This is a genomic window from Paenibacillus sp. NPDC057886 (genome assembly GCF_042796655.1).
In the GTDB taxonomy this organism is placed as follows: domain Bacteria; phylum Bacillota; class Bacilli; order Paenibacillales; family Paenibacillaceae; genus Paenibacillus.
In genome coordinates this window covers 671075-688552 of record NZ_JBHVMZ010000003.1, presented here as the reverse complement: position 1 = coordinate 688552, position 17478 = coordinate 671075, and the positions used below count along the sequence as shown (strand labels likewise).

Genomic DNA, 17478 nt, shown 5'->3' with positions numbered 1-17478 from the left:
AATTTAAAAAAGCTACCGCCTGCAAAATACAGACAGCAGCTTAAAGAAGTTGCCTAACCTTTTTTTTAAATGTCCTTTACAGAGGGTACAATTTAAATTACTGGCTAACCTGATAATACGAAAAAGCCGTCCCTCAAAATATATTCATACCTTGAGGGCAGCTTATCAATACACTGCTGATTATTTAGATAGCTCTTCCTTCACCATAAGCTGACGGGCATATTCATTCAGATCGATAGACTCGCCCCCGTTCAGCCGCGACTTTTCAGCTGCGAATGCGATCAGATGACTCCGGACGGAAGCTGCAGCCGATGTCAGGCTTTCCTGGCCGTTATAGTGACGCACCTCATTCAGAAAATTCCTCACAATGCCGCTGTCTCCCCCACCATGGCCACTGGTTTGAGAAGGGATTGTGATTTCTGTTTTTTGATGTGTCAAAAAGTCGTACACGGTAATTTGATCTTCCTCACCACGAAGTTCTCCTTTAGTCCCCATGATCTGGATTCTACGTTCCTGCTCAAATGTAAACCCGCACATACTGAACATGGCCGTAGCTCCACCTTCAAATTCCATATTCACGACCTGATGATCTACTACATTATTGTCACTCCGGTATACACACCGACCGTAATCGGTATCACGCAAGCCCTGTATGATATTCGGTTTTGTCAGCTCCTGTGTAAAATGTCCTGCCCAACCCCTGAACTGGTCACTCAAATAAAATCTTGGTGCAGAATACGCGCAGGTTGGTTCTACAGCACAATCCAAGCATCGGTCAGCGGAACCTTCCGGTGCATTACCTTCATGAAAATGTTTAAGAGATCCGAACGAACTGACCTTGAGGCAAGGCTGATCCACGAGCCAGGATAATACGTCCATATCATGGCATGACTTGGACAGGATCATCGGGCTGGATGTGTTGGAATTGTTCCAATTTCCTCGCACGAAGCTGTGGGCAATATGCCAGTAACCCACATTCTCATTCAACTGAATGGAGACAATTTCTCCGATACGCCCTTCTTGTATCACCTTCTTGATTGTATTCCAGAACGGTGTGTACCGCAGCACATGGCAGATCGTCAGCAGCCGGTCATTATCTCTGGCCGCTTGTTCCATCTCAAGACATTCCTTTGGATCAGGGGACATCGGCTTCTCCAGCATAACATGATACTTCTTATCCAAAGCCTGCATGGTTGGGCCATAATGCATTCTGTCCTGTGTACAAATAACCGCAATATCAGCCAGCTTAGGTTCAGCCAACAGGGGCTCCCAAGTCTCATAACAGTGTTCCGGCGGAATCCCGTGCTTCTCAGCAAATCTTGCTCTTCTCACTGGATCGGCTTCGGCAACTGCAATGAAGGTAAGCTCATGCGGATAATCAAGTGCATAGGGTGCATAACCACCCGCGCCCCTTGCACCTGCTCCAATCAGGACTGCTTTCAGTTGACTCATATTTGTTCGCTCCTTTATGATCTGAAATCTACAGATAACCTTCTAATCCGCTTGGGTATAACGGTCTGCTGCTGATTGATAGATGGCTACATATCGTTCTACGCCCATCTTTTGGAGAGCTGCCACATACTGATCCCAATTGTCAAAGGATTCATTTCCAGTAATGAATTTATCACGCATTTCATCTACATACGTTTCAATATCCGTCTGGAAAGTGGTCAGATCCCGCTGTTCTTCCTGTGTGAAATTAAACGGAGGCCATATTTGATCTTGTGGTAAAATGTGAGGCTCTGCTTTTTTCGCATTATCAACCGAAGTTGGCAGACCTTCAGCACCCTTGAAGTATTTCTGTTTCACAAAACCAGGGTAGTATCCACCCGGCCAGATCAGGTATTGACCTACCGCCTGGTCTAGATTAAGGCCATCCGGGTTGTTTTTGATATTGTCGACATAGTCTACGTTACCTTCTGCGTCTTCTTTATACGTCTCATCTTTCCAGCCCATGAAGAACGTTTTGATGCCCTCATCGCTGTAGAAATAATCCACCCAGCGGATCATGGCCTCTGGATTTTGGGCTTTATCTGTCAGTACAAACATCCCGATATTACCGAGTGGAGAACCATAGGCGTTGTATGTCTGATCGCCATGAGGACCCTTCAGTACTGGCATGCCAACATAACCTTGCTGATTGTATATCGCAACCGGATCGACATTATCCACGACTCCGATCAGGCCTTCCATACCTTTGGCATCCACTTCGGTACTCTTAACAGATACAATGTCCTGCTCGAGCAATCCGTCCTTGTAGAGCTTATTCACGAACTGTAGCAGCTCCTTGTACTGGGGATCGGTTGGAATAAAGCGTACTTTATCTGTCTGAGGGTCTGTATCAATGTTAATGTTGGAGGTGCCATGATTATTCAACCCAAATGAACCTCGCAGGTAGTTCACCACACCATTCGTTCCCACACCGCCCCAGGCAATCTCGTCCTTTTGGCCGTTGCCGTTCGGGTCCTTTTCTTTAAAAGCTTTCAACATAGTATAGAAGTCATCTAACGTCTGCGGTTCCTGCAAACCTAATTTATCAAGCCACTCTTGCTTCACCCAAGGTGTTCCGTACAGAACCGACTTGAATTCCGGATCATACAAGGTTGGCAGCCCATATATGTTACCATCCGGCATTGTAATCCCTTTGCCAATAACCGGATACTTCTTCATTAGAGCCTTAAAGTTAGGCGCATATTGGTCGATCAGATCATTTAGAGGAATGAATGCGCCCTGCTTGCCGTATTTCAGCAGATCCGATCTGGAAAACGCCGAGGCGTAGAACAGCTCCGGGTAAGCGCCGCCTGCCAGCAGGAGATTGCGTTTTTCCTTCAAATTATCCTTCTGCACCGTATCCCACTGGATATGAACATTGGACATCTTCTCATACTCTTTCCAGAGTCTGAGATCGTTCCAGTCTGCATTGGCAAAAAACTTTCCGGCAAATCCGCTCACTGTAATGGTGTCATTTACGATCGGAAATCCGCTCGCATTGACTTTGCCATTAGCAGCTCCTTTATCCTTGCTACTTCCCGAATCAGCATCCTTAGAACTGCACCCGGCCAGCATCGAAACGGACATCATACAAACCAGAGCGATACTCCCCCACTTTTTGAGCCTCATTCTTATTCCTCCCTTTGTCCCAACGTTATCCATACAACGAATCATCCCTTAATGGCACCAATCATTACGCCTTTAACAAAATATCTTTGCAGGAAAGGATAAAGCAGGAGCACCGGGATATTGGCAACGACGAGTACAGCATATTTGATGCCTTCCACTTCCCTTTGCTGCTTAATCGCAGACTCGGTTGACATTTTGACCATATCATTCGTCTGGCCTTGAATCAGAATTTCCCGCAAAATGAGTTGAAGTGGAAATTTGTTCTTGTCTGACAGATACAACATTGCGTTAAAGAAGGCGTTCCAGTGCCCAACAGCATAGAACAGAATCGTAACCGCGATAATGGGCATGGATAAAGGCAGGATAATCCGGGTTAACGTTTGAATATTCGAGCAGCCATCAATCGTCGCCGCCTCATGCAACTCATTTGGAATCGATTGCTGGAAGAAAGTCCGCATAATAATGATGTTCCAGATTGAAACGGCATTCGGAATGATCATGACCCAAAATGTGTTTAACATGCCAAGGTTTTTGATTAGCATATAGGTTGGAATTAGTCCGCCACTGAAGAACATCGTGAAAACAAACAGGGCCATGATGGCATTGCGGCCTATAAAATCCTTTCGAGATAGCGGATATGCCGCCAGAATCGTCATAACGAGATTAATCAACGTCCCCACTAACGTGTAGATCAGTGTATTGGAATAACCTCTGAGGATATCTTTGTTCTGAAAAATCTTCTCGTAAGAATGGAAATTGATTCCCTTAGGCCATAGGAACATTTCACCACGCAGGACAGCCTGCGGATCACTGAACGAAGCACTTAACACAAAAACAAGCGGGTAGATTACAATAAGCGTAATTATAATTAACAAAAAATGGTTAACTATATTAAAAATACGATCTCCTCTAGATTCAACAAGCATGCACCAGCAACCCCCTTACCATAGGCTCGTTTCACTCATACGTTTTGAGATCTGGTTAACAGTGACCAGTAAGATGAAATTGATGATGGAGTTAAACAGACCAATTGCCGCCGAGAAGCTGTATTCAGCATCTTGTATCCCGCTCCGGTAGACGTAGGTAGAGATAATGTCCGAGGTTTCTAAATTCAGTGTGTTCTGCATCAGCAGGACCTTCTCGAAACCAATACCCATGATGCTTCCGATATTTAAAATGAACAAAATGATAATTGTCGGCATAATACTCGGTATATTAATATGCCATATCCGCTGCAACCGGGTTGCCCCATCCACACGTGCTGCTTCATGAAGCTGAGAGTCCACGCCGGCTAATGCCGCCAAATAAATAATTGAGCTCCAGCCCATGGTCTGCCATACATCCGACATCACAAACAAGGTCTTGAACCAGGATGGTTCAGACAAGAAATTAATGGGATTGCCACCAAACATACCAATGAAGTGATTAATGATTCCGTATCGCGGCGATAAAAACATCATCATCATGCCTACGACCACGACGGTTGATAGAAAGTGCGGTGCATAGGTTATGGTCTGAACAAATTTTTTAAACCTTTCCGCCCTTACCTCATTCATCAGAAGCGCCAAAATGATAGGGACTGGAAAACCCACCGCCAAGCTGTATAACCCAAGTCCAAGCGTATTTTTAATTAATCTCCAGAAGAAATAACTGTGAAAAAAACGTTCAAAATGTTCAACACCGATCCAGGGGCTTCCCCAGATTCCCTTCGTTGCAATGAAATCCTTAAATGCGATTTGAATGCCATACATCGGCAAGTACTGAAAGACAATGTAATAAGCAACAACTGGTGAAATTAACAAATAAAGCTGCCAATTTCGTAAAATGGGGTTCCACTTTTGACGTCTTCTTCTCTTTTTTTCATGTACTGCATTCATTGCAGGTTGTACAGTTGTATTGGCCATGAACATCCCCCCTGGAGTTGTCACTACAATTCTGCCTGGCAAAATGTCTTTGTGTTAAATCACCAGCGTCCTAACGCTGCTCGAAAAAGTTTCCACCTTTCTTTTTTGATTTCTAAGATTTGATTTAAAGTACTTATATGTTAGAAGTTGTTACACAAAGTGAGTGAAGAGCGTTAATAGATGACTTCATTATCTAATGCAAGGAGATTTTTTGGATATATATTTGGATATATATTTGGTGTTATTTTGGTAACAGTTTGGAATATATTATATGTAAATTGGTAGGTATTAGTTTGGATAATAGGTTATAAGAGTTTTAGAGGATTCTTGTGTATTTTATATAAACATTGATTTAAAGGTGATGAAAGCGCAATCAATAATTTGGTTGAAGATATTATCTTAGCTGCTGGCTAAATCCAAAAACATAGAAAATAAAGCCAAACGCTTAATTTCATACATCATAATATAGCCCACAGACGCTTGTCAAACATTTTTTTGGCTTCATTTGGATGATATTTGGCTAAAAAAACAAGAAAACCCCACGCGGATGCCTTCCTCGCAGGATTTATATTAAAGTTATGGGGTTTTATATGTAATATAATATCACACAACTAACTAGTCATTTGTACGATCATAAACAGATGATTCCCGTACAATAAGGGTGCTGGGCAACAACACTTTATGAAGAGATGAATAACGTCCTTCCAGATAATCATTAATTAATTGTGCCGCCACTTTGCCGATCTCATATTTTGGAACTTGCACGGACGTCAGAGGTGGTGTCGTATACTGCGCCATAGAAATATTATCCATGCCCACGAATGCTATATCTTGAGGAATACGGCCATTTTGTTCAACCACTGCCCGCATCGCAGGAATAGCGAGCATATCACTTGCACAAAAAATTGCCGTCGGCCAATCAGACTTGGGCGTCTCGGTCAGGAGATCCGTCAGTCTGCTGTAGCTGAGATTCACATTCCAGTTGGTATTGATAATCCAATGTTCATTCAGATTCAGGTTTGCTTCCAGCATGGCAAATTTATAACCGACATACCTTTCTTCGCTCTCTATTTGTTCCGAATATGCGGGGCCACCGATAAAGCCAATCCGGGTATGACCTTGCTCGATCAAATGACGGACTGCTGTGCGGGCAGAAAATATTCGGTCACAGTCAACGACTGGTACAGTAAGCCTTTCGTCATTGAGACTTACACCCAGTACAGTGATATTCTCTTGCTCAAGCAGCTCAAACAATTTTTCATCGTACCAGCTGATTGCGACTATACCTTGAGTACCCGTTTCCTGAAGCATCATCTTTATCCGTTCGGTGTCACTAAGTTCTTCGCAAGTGCGGACAATTGCTGGAGGCAGCCCCAGTTCCGTCATTTTAACGTGAAAACCTGTCAGTACCTGTGAAAAGTACGGATGATCATCCATCAAAATCTGTGGCACGATACAAGCTATCCGTTTGGCTGAGGTAATTTCTTTGCCAATTGATTTGGAGGATTCATCCAAATTGTATCCTAACTCAAGAGCAGCTTCCCTAATTTTTCGCTTTGTCCCTTCATTGACCGGTCGGTTGGTATCATTGCTGATCGCACGCGAAACCGTTGATATGGATACGCCTACACGTTCTGCGATATCTTTTAATTTTGGCATTACAGCACCTCCCCTTGCTCTCTTCATTTGGAGCCAAAATTTATGTTTAGCAATGATCATATCATAATATTGTAATATTATGGCGTCAATTAAACATGACCTGGACTGATTTGTTTACTGAAAATGACTCACCACAATCCACCACGTAGACCAATACTCCGCACTATCCCAGAAACACGTTGTTAATTCGTTCTCGATCATAATCTAGAATCCAATCGTTATATTCTTTATAGATATCCGTTAGCGCTTCTCTTGATGCTGAAATAACATCGCAACCTCTATCATCATAGATATGAAATATCGTTTTCTTACTTATATTAATGAAATATACCCTATGATAAATCATTGGCTTTATTCCAACATCATGATTACATATAACCTTGATTAACTGACTATATTTTAAGTCCTCAATTCTACATTTAGTCCAGTACCTATACATGTTGTTCCTTGGATCTGGGAGTTCAGCCGGTTCACAATCCAAACCTGGAAGTATCTCAAGGCTCAAGGCTCTAATCGGCCCTTTCTTCTTGATATACTTCCTGTACAGGTTCAACTTCTTCACTTTGTGTTTAGGCTTATCTGCAAAATATGCTTGAGTTATTAATATGACTTCATCTTCTTGATCATGAAGAGCCTTAAATAATTCAAGCGATCGATAATAAACTCGTTCCATGTAATGCTCCTTATTTATTCCAAACATCAGAGGATTGCCAAGTTCGAATCGTATCGCAACATCCCAATCATAGAAAAGAGGCGGTTCTAAGGTCAGATTTGGAAAATGCTCTGCCATGTATGTCTTCAGGTCCATTCTGTGGCCTCCATTAATGCCGTGATCTATGAAGAAATAAAAAAATCACCTTAAAACTCGTATTATCCTGAAATCAGATTTACGGATTGCAACCTATTGCATCTCTCTACAAGCATATCTCCTGGCAGAATTAAGTTCATGTTCACCATTTTACTGGTCGACGCTCATCTGATTGATCCTCTATCTCTCCATTTCATACCTTGCTTGAAGCTCTTTAACGAATACATCAATGGGTTCTTTATAGTCGATGGGCTTGTAAATGGATCTATTATTCCACTTGTGCCGTACATCTTTATCTCTAAAATCATTGTTTTCAACTTCAAGCGTCTTCATTATAAGCATGATGTCATTCATTGTACTTATAACACTCCGACTATCCGTTTTGGTTATCGTCTTTTCGTTACATTTTTCCAAATAATAGTTCGCCAAGTGATCAGAAATTTCCTCAACAGCCAAATAAGCCTCTAAATTCTCTTTAAAGATTCCTGCCAGTTTACTCGCCTGATTCGCTCTAATCCCATTGACCGTTAAGCTTAATCTGGACAAATCATTCATAAACACATAGTGTTTTCTTCCATACAGCGTAAAAAAGTTTACATGCCAACTAAAGAAGGAATCCGTCTCTTCAATGGTTTCCGGTTTGACATTCATATCTTTTAATGTTAATTGGGTTGCTTTGAAAATAATCATGCACGACTCCCCTTCGCTCTCGCTTTATTACTCTTCGTACGCTATTCCTTCCGTTTCACACCACTCGATTGCGATCTCTCTGTAACACTGACCTTGAAAATGATTACTTGTAAATTCACCTTCATTTTACTCAAACCTCCAACGCTTTTTTTGAAAAATTAACCCCAGAACATCCCGTTATGACCTTCGTCCACGATCTTGAGCTGTGTTTCAAAATCTTCGTTCGGTTCGATATCATCGATGAAATGCCACTTGCCTTTACTGTCCTGCCAATACACTTTCCATGCCTTCTCATCCGATCTGAACTGTGCTACCGGCATCTGTACCCATCGATCGCTTTGAAAAGCTTGTCTTTCTTCAATCAACGTCACATGGTTTCCTCTGATTTTATAACTAATCTTTATCTGACTTTTCACATGCTCGGGTACTGCATTTTCGGTGTAATGGTCCATAATCCTTTGAATGCGTTTCTTCGTAAAATCATCCATATTCTCTAGCTCTCCTGCCTTGATCCGTTTTGCTTTGATTATATCATGTTGTTTTCTTAGATTTAAATGATGCTTTACTTGTGAAAGGTAAAACGGAGCGCGACTTGTGCAATGGCAAGCCGCGTGAGAGTGAGGTGCTGCGCCCAATAGGGCAGCAGCACCCTCACGGGGTTGCACCACGTGCATTAGCGCGGTGCTCATGCTCCATCACGAGCACACTTCCGTGATGGAAACACTTGGTGCATCACGATTGCTGCGCCGTGATGCAAAAACTTGCGTGCATCCACCATTGCTGCGCTGTGTGATGCACGCAAAAAAAGCACCACGACCTCATCGTCGTGGCGCTTCCTCCTGCTGCATGATGCCATTCGGCCATGCAGCTTGTGTTACGCTGCTGCGTCCCATAGGCGCAGCACCTCACGGGGGATGCACCGCGTCAATGATCGCGGTGCTCTCCCCGAGGTCGCTGATTGAATATTATGTTATACAACGGAATCACATCTTTGAGTTAACCAACATCCTCTTTATGTTCTAGTCTTTCATTGTTCTGTTACATGTTCCAAAAGATCTCCAGGCTGGCATCCCAATGCCGTACATAATTTATCAATTACCTCTAACGATACATACTCATTCGTATTGAGCTTTGCCATCGTTGCCGATGAAATCCCCGTCATTTTTAATAAATCTTGTTTCTTAATCTCCCTGTCAATCAATAATTTTTGAAATGGTTTATAACTTATCATCTGGTATCCCTTCATATCGGAATTGAATTTTTCTTTAATTATATGAAAGTATATTTCCTTTAAAGGATGCTCTTCAATTACATAATGAATTAAATATATCATCTAATTGAGAGTCACACGGCTCTCTTTTAATTTGAGTCTGTTGTATAACGTTCCTGTATTCATGAACTCTGTAAGGGGATTGTCTGCTGAAATTCCTCTTCGATATCCAACCCGCAGAAGCTCCAACGGAGCCGCTGCTTGAATATGCTGTATGATGGAAATGCTCCTTCGAGTTTGCTTACTAACCTGTTCTTACGCACTTCAATTATTTATTTTAGCTTTGGTGGCTCCGCCACTTAGCCTCGCAGGGTTGTCTGCCTGATTATCCTCATCGAAGATCCTCTGGCAGACCTAGGAGCGAACGCGACGCAGCAGGAAAACGGTGTTATACGCTGGTTCGTTCTCCTTCGAACTCACTATCATTGAATGTTTCAAAATGGGGTTGTACAATGAAAATATAAGTCTTTTCGGAGGTGTTCATGTATGAAATGGAGTCATATCCGTGAAATCTACCCTAATCGTTGGGTTCTAGTTGAAGCTCTTGCCACTCAATCAAATAACCATATAAGAACGATTGAAGAAATGTCAGTTGTTTCTGATTATGACGACCCTAAGCGTGCATGGGCCTCATATAAGAAACTTCATTTGTCAGAACCAACTAGAGAACTCTATGTCTTTTACACCGGAAATGAATGTATTGAAGTCATCGAGCAACCCTTTACCGGGATTAGAGGCCTTCAATGAAAATCTATCTTGTAAATGGTTTGCCTATTGTTTCTCTCCCTCTATCTTACAAGATTAAATCAACTCTTCTGAATAATGTCCTTCTGGATACCGGATGCTCCACAACTATTTTTGATACTGATCTTGTTGAACCAATTGGCATAGATATAGACTTTATCAACGGAAAATCGGTACGGATGTATGGAGTAGGCGGCTCAAGTGAAATTATGTTATCAGCAGATTGTCTCAGATCTCTCTATTGATAGCATTGTGCTTAAAGATTTTACTATCCAACTAGGACTTACCAAAGAACCATATGGCTTCGATGCAATATTGGGTGTCGACTTTCTTTATAAATATGGTTTAAAAATAGATTTCGAGAAATTAGTTATTTCATAAAGGTTTAACGAACTTGCGTATAACATTCTGTATTCATGAACCCCGGAGGGGTTGTCTGCTGAAATGCTTCCCTGAAATCCATCTGGCAGACCAAGACTCCGAAGGAGACGCAGCTTGAATATTATGTTATACGACGGAATCGCTTCTCGAATCTGCCTTCACTATTGCTTTTCTTCTGGTACATATTCAATCAAATCAGATAATTTGCAGTTAAATGTATCACATAACTTGAATAAGGTTTCAAGCTTTGTTGTTTCTATATTCGTTTCCCTATACAGTTTATTGATTGAATTCCGACTTAACCCGGATTTCGCCATCAATTCTGTTATATCATCTATTCGATGTTCTGCCATGAGTTCTCTTATATTGCACTTGATTACGGTCATCTTTTCCCCTCCATAATTCTATCTTATCTCTCATACCAGACTTCTGGAGTATAATACGGAGTACAGTCAGCTTTCTTCGGAGACGGATCAATATTTTAGAACGCTTCGTGATGCTTTACCTGATCAACTTCAACATACAGTTTTTCTATATGAAGACGCTCTACAACTCTTTAGTGAATTGCAAAATTCTAGTATTTAGAGGATCATATGATCCTCTTTGTCGTATAACGTTCTCGTATTCGCGACGTCCATTTCCCTTAGATAGTTCCTATCTTAGGGGAATGGATGTATCTGCCTGACTCCTCTTCTTCGAAAAAACTCTTGGCAGATCAAGGGCCAACGGCCACAGCGCGAATATTATGTTATAGGATGTCAGCGCCTTCTTCGAAATACAAAATCATTTTTTTAACTATCGTTTCCCGTTAACGTCATTCTATGTCTGCTGAGGCGCTCTTGGTGGAGAATATTTTTTTAGTAACGTTACAGTTATGAAATACGTAGTAGGTTAGGATTTCTTGTACGTCCCCTTACAATTATTCACCACCACCTGTAATTTTCTCTTCACCATTGTTCATAATTCATTTGATTCAAATCAAAACATCTTACATAATCGCCCAATCATTCTCTTTTTGTCCAACATATCTTGGAGATATCAAACAAGAGGAGTTGATGATTTGGTACGTATTCTCGATAAAGCTGCCGTACAGCCGCGCAGTAGATTCAACTTAGCAAACTCATTTATTATCCGACGTTCACCAGCAAGATCTCGCCTTGCAACAATCACTTTACGTATTCCGGTCAATTCCCAACCTAATCGGGTAGACCTAGTAGCAACTGTGGGTGTTCGAGGTGTCACTGGCATTGCGCAAATACTCTTTAGAATCTTCCGCGATGGAAGAGAGATTTTCAACACCCAACAAGGTATCGAATCTGCTGGTTCTGAACAAAATTATGCAGTTACGTTCCAGGCAGAAGATAGAAATGTAATAGCCGGTGCCCATGTTTACACAGTCACAGCAGAAAACCTTACTGCAAATACAAGAGCCGATGTTGTTGGGCCTATATCGTTTAGTGGGTTAGCCGTTAAAACGAGAACCTAATACCATATTTGCAATTTTCAGTACTTGAATGATAGCCCTGTAAAAACCTCATTTTTTGAGGAGTAGGTACTCCAAGATGGAAAAAGAGATAAAAAAGTAATAAGCAGCTCGTTCCTCGTCAGAGGATGGGCTGCTTTTGCTTATTTCCACTAAGCATAACTACCCGTTCGATTAATTCATCAATTAATTTCTTGCGCTGATTTCCTATAACGTTCCTGTATCCACGACGCCCCACGGACTTAAGCACCAACGGGAGCGGCCGCGATGCGGTTAGTCGGTGCGGATGTGTCCGCTGAATCTGCTTCCCTGCCAATCGCTTCTCGCGGACCGAGGAACCGTCAGGCTCCGATGCGTGGATATGATGTTAGGTGATGTCCCCCGCTTCCTGCATTAATTTTCAACAGTTCTTTATCTGTTCCGTTATATACAATCCTTCTTGAAAAATTAAACAATTCAACTGCATTCCATATGCACATCCGCCATCAATTCCTATCTTGTCTTTACTAAACCAAATATCTGATGTGCCATGGATATCAATAGTTCTTGTATGTCCAAAAATAACTCTTTTGTTTAGATCCTCAAAAGTGTGTCGAATGAATTCATCCTTAATATACATAAAATCATGTTCTGGCTGGTTCTTCCAATCTATAAAATTGGGATTCAATCCCGCATGAACATAAATGTGATCATGATCTTCGTGATATAAAGGTAATTCACTTAAAAAGTCTATGTGGTGACCAAAAAAAGTCTTAATTGTATCCTTCGCCTGGTTCAATATCTCATTAGATATTTCGTTATTAATGTTATCAATATCACAATAACTTTGGAGAGTTTGCATTCCCCCATGTTCAATAAATTTAGATCTAATCAATGCGCTATCAATATTTATTAAATCAACCAATCGTTGGTCATGATTGCCTCGTAAAGCAATGGCATTATGCTTACTTACTAATTCGATTACTTTATCAACTACTGCTTTACTATTAGGCCCTCTATCTACATAATCACCAAGCAAAATTAACTGATCATCTATCGAATTGTATTTGATAAGATGCAACATCTGATCTAATTGATCGATACATCCATGAATATCGCTAATCATAATTGTTCGCTTCATAGAATCTCCTATACTATAATTGTTTTTAAGCTCTTGGGGGATTTCGCATAACGATTAGGGTTCATGACGTCCGACGCCAGTCGGATGTGTCTGCTGAAATGCCTCCTCGAAATCCTTCCCAGCAGACCAAGGCTCCGTAAGGAGCCGATGCTTGAATATTATGTTATCAGATGTCAGTGCCTTCCTTGATTTACTCAATGTAAATTTTTGTTAACTCCTTTGTCAGTATTATTTCCAGAGGTTCATTCTCAAGCATTAAACATCCAGCATCTCTATATCCAAGCTTTCTATAAAAATGTTGAGCTTCTTCATTTGAAAGTGTTGAGGTCATAACCATTTCAAATCCTTTTTGTTTCATCAATTCTTCCCAATAGTGGACAACTTTTTTACCAATACCTGTTCCTCTATACCCCTCATCTATCCATATCATATTCATAAATGGTGTGTTGTCCCAAAAAAATCCGTATCTCATCCAACCTATTTCTTGATTGGATTCTCTAATTATTAGAATTTCATTTTCTTTTATTTTTGTTTTTATAAGTGTCTTATGTATGTGCTTGTCTCTTAACGAGATATACTCATAATCTGATTCAATCGCAAAATCAATCTTCATTGTAGATCCTCCTATTTCACTCTCATTGAATATCTTCTTGGCTAACACTTAGCATGATTTCTGATAACATTTAATCTACGTACTTCGTAAATATCACACATCCTGCCTGATATCTGAACTACGTATATGATAACCTATGCGTTGATATTTGCGAAGAAAAATTTGGTGAATAAGGGAGAATTATTGGGATGCTCAATCTCCCATGTCCATACGATCCAATGGGCTCTGAATACGCTGAATACTTTTCGTACTAACATGCGTATATCACTGCGTTGTTCTTGCACTCGTATGACCAAGTAGCTCCTGAATATAGCGCAGGTCTGTTCCGTTTTCCAGCAAATGAGTAGCGAAAGAGTGCCTCAAAGCATGAATACTAAACTTTTTCACAATGCCTGCGCGTTGTCTAGCTTCTTCAAGAACCTTTTGCACGCTACGCTCGGTAAGATGCCGATCCGAAGATTGTCCCGGAGGATAAGTGTCTGACGATCAATATCCAGATCGCTATATCGTAGACGAACGACTTCGCCTACACAAAGCCCAGCAGAATAGGTGAGAAACAGAATTGTCTTATGCTTGAGATTAGTTACGGATTTAAGCAATTGAGCGACTTCTTTTTCAGACATGACGTTGGGCAGCTTGGTCTGTTTTTTGGGACGTATATATTGATTCTCGGCAGGATGATGAAGCACATGTTTACAATAGAACCGGATCGCACTAATCGTCTGATTCACACTGGAATGGGAAACTCCTCGCTCAAGCAAACTCAAACAATATGCCTGAACATTGGATGTGCTGATTTCTGTATGTAATTGAGGAAGACTAACCAGAAATCATTCAATCTGACTACAGTATGCTTTAATGGTTTTGCGACTGTATCCGGGGGCAATCTTCACATGTAATGCATCAAAAAGGTTCGTAACTTTCTGGATCGTTGCAATCGTGTAAGGGATGATCCACCGTTTCGTATGGGGCTCCCACCGTCTACCCGTTATCTGGCGAATGCGCTGAATATGTTCAGCGTTATAGGGAATTTGAATACACAATAAGTCGGCTGAACCTTTAGTTATGATGATTGTTTCTTCCGTTCGAGCCTTATAATTCATATGAAACTCTCCTTTGACTGAATTGGACATGTGATTCTGAGGAATTTGAAAAAAACAAAAAAGGAAGACCATTCTTCATCCCGTACAGGAATCCGATGACCTTCCGATGCTTTCGGAAATATGATGTTGTAAAAGGTAAGGCTTGGCGCGGCTTGTGCAATGGCAAGCCGCGTAAGAGTGAGGTGCTGCACCCGATTGGGCAGCACCTCATGGGGGTTGCCCCGCGTCAATGATCGCGGTGCTCTCCTCAGGCCGCTGCACCTACATGGCAGCGGCTTCTTCTCCCAGCGGCAGCGTGTAATACTGCGCCTGCTGCCCTTCATGCTGCTGGTACACAACGACCAGCAGCGTCCGGCCTTTCGCGGCAAGCGGGCTGGCGCCAGCAAGCACCCGCTCAAGCCGGAACGGAAGCACATCCAATACGGTGTGCTTCTGCAGTTCCTTTTCGCCGAGACCGAGGTCGGCGAAAGCACGGGCACCCATGACCGTCTGCGCGGTCATGGCCGAGGTCATCGGCAACGCACGCGAAGCGTTGCCGTCCACCCCGTCCGCCGATCCATCCGCGGCGGACCCTGTTGCGTCGCCCACAGCGAGCGACGCCGCACTATTGCTGCCGATCACACCCGCCGCATCCGCGGCAGAGTCTTCCCCGGCAGCAGCCAAATCTACACCAGCGGCAGTCGCACTCGTGCCGCTGCTTTCCAACCATGCCGTGCCTGAGGCACCGGCAATGCGCGGCAGGCGAACGTCTTCCGGACGCTCAGCCAGCGTTTTCATATAACCTGCCCACTGGTCTTTCTGGAGCGGATCTTCCCACCAGATTTTGCGCGGTTTGTACTTGTGGCCGAGGAAATAATCCAGCTTCATCAGGCCGAGCACAACATCCATGTGCGGTGTGTTGCGCGACTCCAGGAAGCTGTGCAGACGAGTGAACAGATCCTCCAATTGATGACCGATCTTCTGCCAGCCCTGACCCTCCCAGTAATCCCCGAACGCCTGGAAGAAGTCAAACGGCGAGTTGAACTCCTGCTCCATCAGATACTTCAGCGTATGGTCCATCCGATGTGCGTTCCAGTATTTCTCCAGCACATCCTCCAGCCGCTTCAGACGCACGATATCGCTGAACGGCAGTACATCACTGCCCAGAATCTCATATGGCGCGTGATCCATATACGTGTAATTGTACTTCTCCGCATCCAGACGAAGCCCCGTACCACGTAGCATTTTAAGGAATCCGAGCTGAAGCTCTTCCGGCCCCAGTGCAAACACATCGTTAAACGTCTTACGGAACGTATTGTAATCTTCCTCCGGCAGTCCGGCGATGAGATCCAGATGCTGGTCGATTTTGCCGCTGGCTTTGACTTTATTCACGGTACGGCTCAGCTTGGTAAAGTTCTGGCGGCGTTTCACCAGTTCATTCGTTGGATCATTCGTGGACTGAACCCCAATCTCGAACCGGAATGTGCCCGGTGGAGCGTTCTCTGCCAGATAGTCCAATACTTCCGGACGCATGATATCAGCCGTAATTTCAAACTGGAACACCGTCCCCTGATGATTCTCGATCAGGAATTTGAACATTTCGAGCGCATAATCCCGCTTGATGTTGAATGTCCGATCCACAAACTTGATCAGCTTTGCGCCCTTCTCGATCAGGTACAGAATGTCCGACTTTGTTCGCTCAATATCGTAATATCGCACGCCGACCTCAATACTGGACAGACAGAACTGACAGCTGAATGGGCAACCACGGCTGGTCTCAAAATAAACAACCCGTTTCCCGAGCTCCGGGATATCCTCTTCAAAACGGTGCGGTGACGGCAGATCGTTCAGATCCGCCTTCGGTCGTCCTGGCATGAGAATGACTTCTTCCCCTTTGCGATACGCCAGTCCATACACAAAATGGAACTTCTTGTCCCCCTCCAGCTCCGTCAAAAGCTGATGCAGCGTCTCTTCCCCTTCACCCATCACGATGAAATCGACATTGGGAATCCGGTTCATCCAATATTCCGTGTCGTAGGACACTTCCGGCCCGCCCAGCAGAATTTTCACGTCAGGCATAACCTTTTTCAGATTGTCAATCACCTTGATCGTCTCTTCGATGTTCCAGATATAACATGAGAACCCAATCACGTCCGCGCCGCGCTGGTACAGATCAGACACAATATTCATCACCGGGTCCTTGATCGTATACTCGGCCAGGTCAATATCAAAATCCTTCTCACTGTACGCCTTCAGACACCGCAAGGCCAAAGAGGTATGGATGTACTTTGCATTTAATGTAGAAAGAATAACTTTCATGTTTCACAACCTTTGCCTGGACACCCAGACCATATTTTTTTGGTAAAAGGAAAGCTGCGCAGCCATCCTGCCCCGGATGCTGTTCATCTAAACCTCTTTTGATAGCCATTCCACTTCTCATGGACATATCCAACTTTTGTCTTTCAAAGAGTGGACACTCTTTTCAAAAAGACATATACACTCCTCCAAGCCCAAACCACAACATACAGTATAAAATCCATTTAACAAAACTACATACTGTATACGATACTGTCGGCCATTACTAACGCCAATGTCCACCCTTTG

18 protein-coding genes are annotated in these 17478 nt (G+C 42.9%); 2 read left to right on the top strand and 16 right to left on the bottom strand.

Going from position 1 to position 17478, the window contains the following annotated elements:
- Positions 1-180: 180 nt before the first annotated feature.
- The 9 genes from ACFVQB_RS13765 to ACFVQB_RS13725 all read right to left on the bottom strand — a co-directional run bounded on the left by ACFVQB_RS13765 (position 181) and on the right by ACFVQB_RS13725 (position 9412).
- On the bottom strand, positions 181-1452 hold the full coding sequence (locus ACFVQB_RS13765) for a Gfo/Idh/MocA family protein (protein ID WP_090953297.1): 1272 nt from the start codon (positions 1450-1452) through the stop codon (positions 181-183).
- Between the two features lie 42 nt (positions 1453-1494).
- The gene (locus ACFVQB_RS13760; protein ID WP_379439609.1) at positions 1495-3120 is read right to left on the bottom strand and encodes a type 2 periplasmic-binding domain-containing protein; all 1626 of its coding nucleotides are present in this window, start codon (positions 3118-3120) and stop codon (positions 1495-1497) included.
- Positions 3121-3161: 41 nt separating this feature from the next.
- Positions 3162-4046: a carbohydrate ABC transporter permease gene (locus ACFVQB_RS13755; RefSeq protein ID WP_379439606.1), complete on the bottom strand. Its 885-nt coding sequence runs from the start codon at positions 4044-4046 to the stop codon at positions 3162-3164.
- Positions 4047-4061: 15 nt separating this feature from the next.
- Positions 4062-5024, bottom strand: coding sequence for an ABC transporter permease (locus ACFVQB_RS13750; protein ID WP_379439603.1), 963 nt, complete (start codon positions 5022-5024; stop codon positions 4062-4064).
- Between the two features lie 615 nt (positions 5025-5639).
- Positions 5640-6683 carry a LacI family DNA-binding transcriptional regulator gene (locus tag ACFVQB_RS13745; RefSeq protein WP_379439600.1) on the bottom strand — a complete coding sequence of 348 codons (1044 nt, stop codon included), beginning with the start codon at positions 6681-6683 and terminating at the stop codon, positions 5640-5642.
- Between the two features lie 163 nt (positions 6684-6846).
- Positions 6847-7491 (bottom strand): DUF3885 domain-containing protein, encoded by a 645-nt coding sequence (locus tag ACFVQB_RS13740; RefSeq protein ID WP_379439598.1) that lies wholly within the window; start codon positions 7489-7491, stop codon positions 6847-6849.
- Positions 7492-7671: 180 nt separating this feature from the next.
- Complete coding sequence (locus ACFVQB_RS13735; protein ID WP_379439595.1) at positions 7672-8181, bottom strand: DUF6933 domain-containing protein; 510 nt, start codon at positions 8179-8181, stop codon at positions 7672-7674.
- A gap of 158 nt (positions 8182-8339) precedes the next feature.
- Positions 8340-8669: a DUF3024 domain-containing protein gene (locus ACFVQB_RS13730; protein WP_379439592.1), complete on the bottom strand. Its 330-nt coding sequence runs from the start codon at positions 8667-8669 to the stop codon at positions 8340-8342.
- Positions 8670-9208: 539 nt separating this feature from the next.
- Complete coding sequence (locus ACFVQB_RS13725) at positions 9209-9412, bottom strand: helix-turn-helix domain-containing protein (RefSeq protein ID WP_379439589.1); 204 nt, start codon at positions 9410-9412, stop codon at positions 9209-9211.
- 525 nt (positions 9413-9937) lie between these two features.
- Here ACFVQB_RS13725 and ACFVQB_RS13720 point away from each other — a divergent pair.
- Positions 9938-10198, top strand: coding sequence for a hypothetical protein (locus ACFVQB_RS13720; RefSeq protein WP_379439586.1), 261 nt, complete (start codon positions 9938-9940; stop codon positions 10196-10198).
- Between the two features lie 539 nt (positions 10199-10737).
- Here ACFVQB_RS13720 and ACFVQB_RS13715 read toward each other — a convergent pair.
- Positions 10738-10962 carry a helix-turn-helix domain-containing protein gene (locus ACFVQB_RS13715; RefSeq protein ID WP_379439584.1) on the bottom strand — a complete coding sequence of 75 codons (225 nt, stop codon included), beginning with the start codon at positions 10960-10962 and terminating at the stop codon, positions 10738-10740.
- A 674-nt stretch (positions 10963-11636) separates the two neighbouring features.
- Here ACFVQB_RS13715 and ACFVQB_RS13710 point away from each other — a divergent pair.
- Positions 11637-12062, top strand: a complete 426-nt coding sequence (locus tag ACFVQB_RS13710) for an exosporium protein C (protein ID WP_379439582.1) — start codon at positions 11637-11639, stop codon at positions 12060-12062.
- A 397-nt stretch (positions 12063-12459) separates the two neighbouring features.
- Here ACFVQB_RS13710 and ACFVQB_RS13705 read toward each other — a convergent pair whose 3' ends face one another.
- The 6 genes from ACFVQB_RS13705 to ACFVQB_RS13680 form a co-directional block, all read right to left on the bottom strand.
- Complete coding sequence (locus ACFVQB_RS13705) at positions 12460-13179, bottom strand: metallophosphoesterase family protein (RefSeq protein WP_379439579.1); 720 nt, start codon at positions 13177-13179, stop codon at positions 12460-12462.
- Between the two features lie 190 nt (positions 13180-13369).
- Complete coding sequence (locus ACFVQB_RS13700) at positions 13370-13792, bottom strand: GNAT family N-acetyltransferase (RefSeq protein ID WP_379439576.1); 423 nt, start codon at positions 13790-13792, stop codon at positions 13370-13372.
- A 264-nt stretch (positions 13793-14056) separates the two neighbouring features.
- On the bottom strand, positions 14057-14221 hold the full coding sequence (locus ACFVQB_RS13695) for a tyrosine-type recombinase/integrase (RefSeq protein WP_379439573.1): 165 nt from the start codon (positions 14219-14221) through the stop codon (positions 14057-14059).
- Positions 14176-14523 (bottom strand): site-specific integrase, encoded by a 348-nt coding sequence (locus tag ACFVQB_RS13690; RefSeq protein ID WP_379439570.1) that lies wholly within the window; start codon positions 14521-14523, stop codon positions 14176-14178. Before ACFVQB_RS13690 ends, ACFVQB_RS13695 begins: the two co-directional genes overlap by 46 nt.
- A gap of 99 nt (positions 14524-14622) precedes the next feature.
- Positions 14623-14895 carry a hypothetical protein gene (locus ACFVQB_RS13685; protein WP_379439568.1) on the bottom strand — a complete coding sequence of 91 codons (273 nt, stop codon included), beginning with the start codon at positions 14893-14895 and terminating at the stop codon, positions 14623-14625.
- A 261-nt stretch (positions 14896-15156) separates the two neighbouring features.
- Complete coding sequence (locus ACFVQB_RS13680) at positions 15157-17193, bottom strand: B12-binding domain-containing radical SAM protein (protein WP_379439565.1); 2037 nt, start codon at positions 17191-17193, stop codon at positions 15157-15159.
- Positions 17194-17478: the final 285 nt, after the last annotated feature.

Coding starts and splice junctions, on each gene's coding strand:
- ACFVQB_RS13765 (WP_090953297.1), bottom strand. CDS start 1,452: ATGAGTCAACTGAAAGCAGTCCTGATTGGAGCAGGTGCAAGGGGCGCG.
- ACFVQB_RS13760 (WP_379439609.1), bottom strand. CDS start 3,120: ATGAGGCTCAAAAAGTGGGGGAGTATCGCTCTGGTTTGTATGATGTCC.
- ACFVQB_RS13755 (WP_379439606.1), bottom strand. CDS start 4,046: ATGCTTGTTGAATCTAGAGGAGATCGTATTTTTAATATAGTTAACCAT.
- ACFVQB_RS13750 (WP_379439603.1), bottom strand. CDS start 5,024: ATGGCCAATACAACTGTACAACCTGCAATGAATGCAGTACATGAAAAA.
- ACFVQB_RS13745 (WP_379439600.1), bottom strand. CDS start 6,683: ATGCCAAAATTAAAAGATATCGCAGAACGTGTAGGCGTATCCATATCA.
- ACFVQB_RS13740 (WP_379439598.1), bottom strand. CDS start 7,491: ATGGACCTGAAGACATACATGGCAGAGCATTTTCCAAATCTGACCTTA.
- ACFVQB_RS13735 (WP_379439595.1), bottom strand. CDS start 8,181: ATGATTATTTTCAAAGCAACCCAATTAACATTAAAAGATATGAATGTC.
- ACFVQB_RS13730 (WP_379439592.1), bottom strand. CDS start 8,669: ATGGATGATTTTACGAAGAAACGCATTCAAAGGATTATGGACCATTAC.
- ACFVQB_RS13725 (WP_379439589.1), bottom strand. CDS start 9,412: ATGATAAGTTATAAACCATTTCAAAAATTATTGATTGACAGGGAGATT.
- ACFVQB_RS13720 (WP_379439586.1), top strand. CDS start 9,938: ATGAAATGGAGTCATATCCGTGAAATCTACCCTAATCGTTGGGTTCTA.
- ACFVQB_RS13715 (WP_379439584.1), bottom strand. CDS start 10,962: ATGACCGTAATCAAGTGCAATATAAGAGAACTCATGGCAGAACATCGA.
- ACFVQB_RS13705 (WP_379439579.1), bottom strand. CDS start 13,179: ATGAAGCGAACAATTATGATTAGCGATATTCATGGATGTATCGATCAA.
- ACFVQB_RS13700 (WP_379439576.1), bottom strand. CDS start 13,792: ATGAAGATTGATTTTGCGATTGAATCAGATTATGAGTATATCTCGTTA.
- ACFVQB_RS13685 (WP_379439568.1), bottom strand. CDS start 14,895: ATGAATTATAAGGCTCGAACGGAAGAAACAATCATCATAACTAAAGGT.
- ACFVQB_RS13680 (WP_379439565.1), bottom strand. CDS start 17,193: ATGAAAGTTATTCTTTCTACATTAAATGCAAAGTACATCCATACCTCT.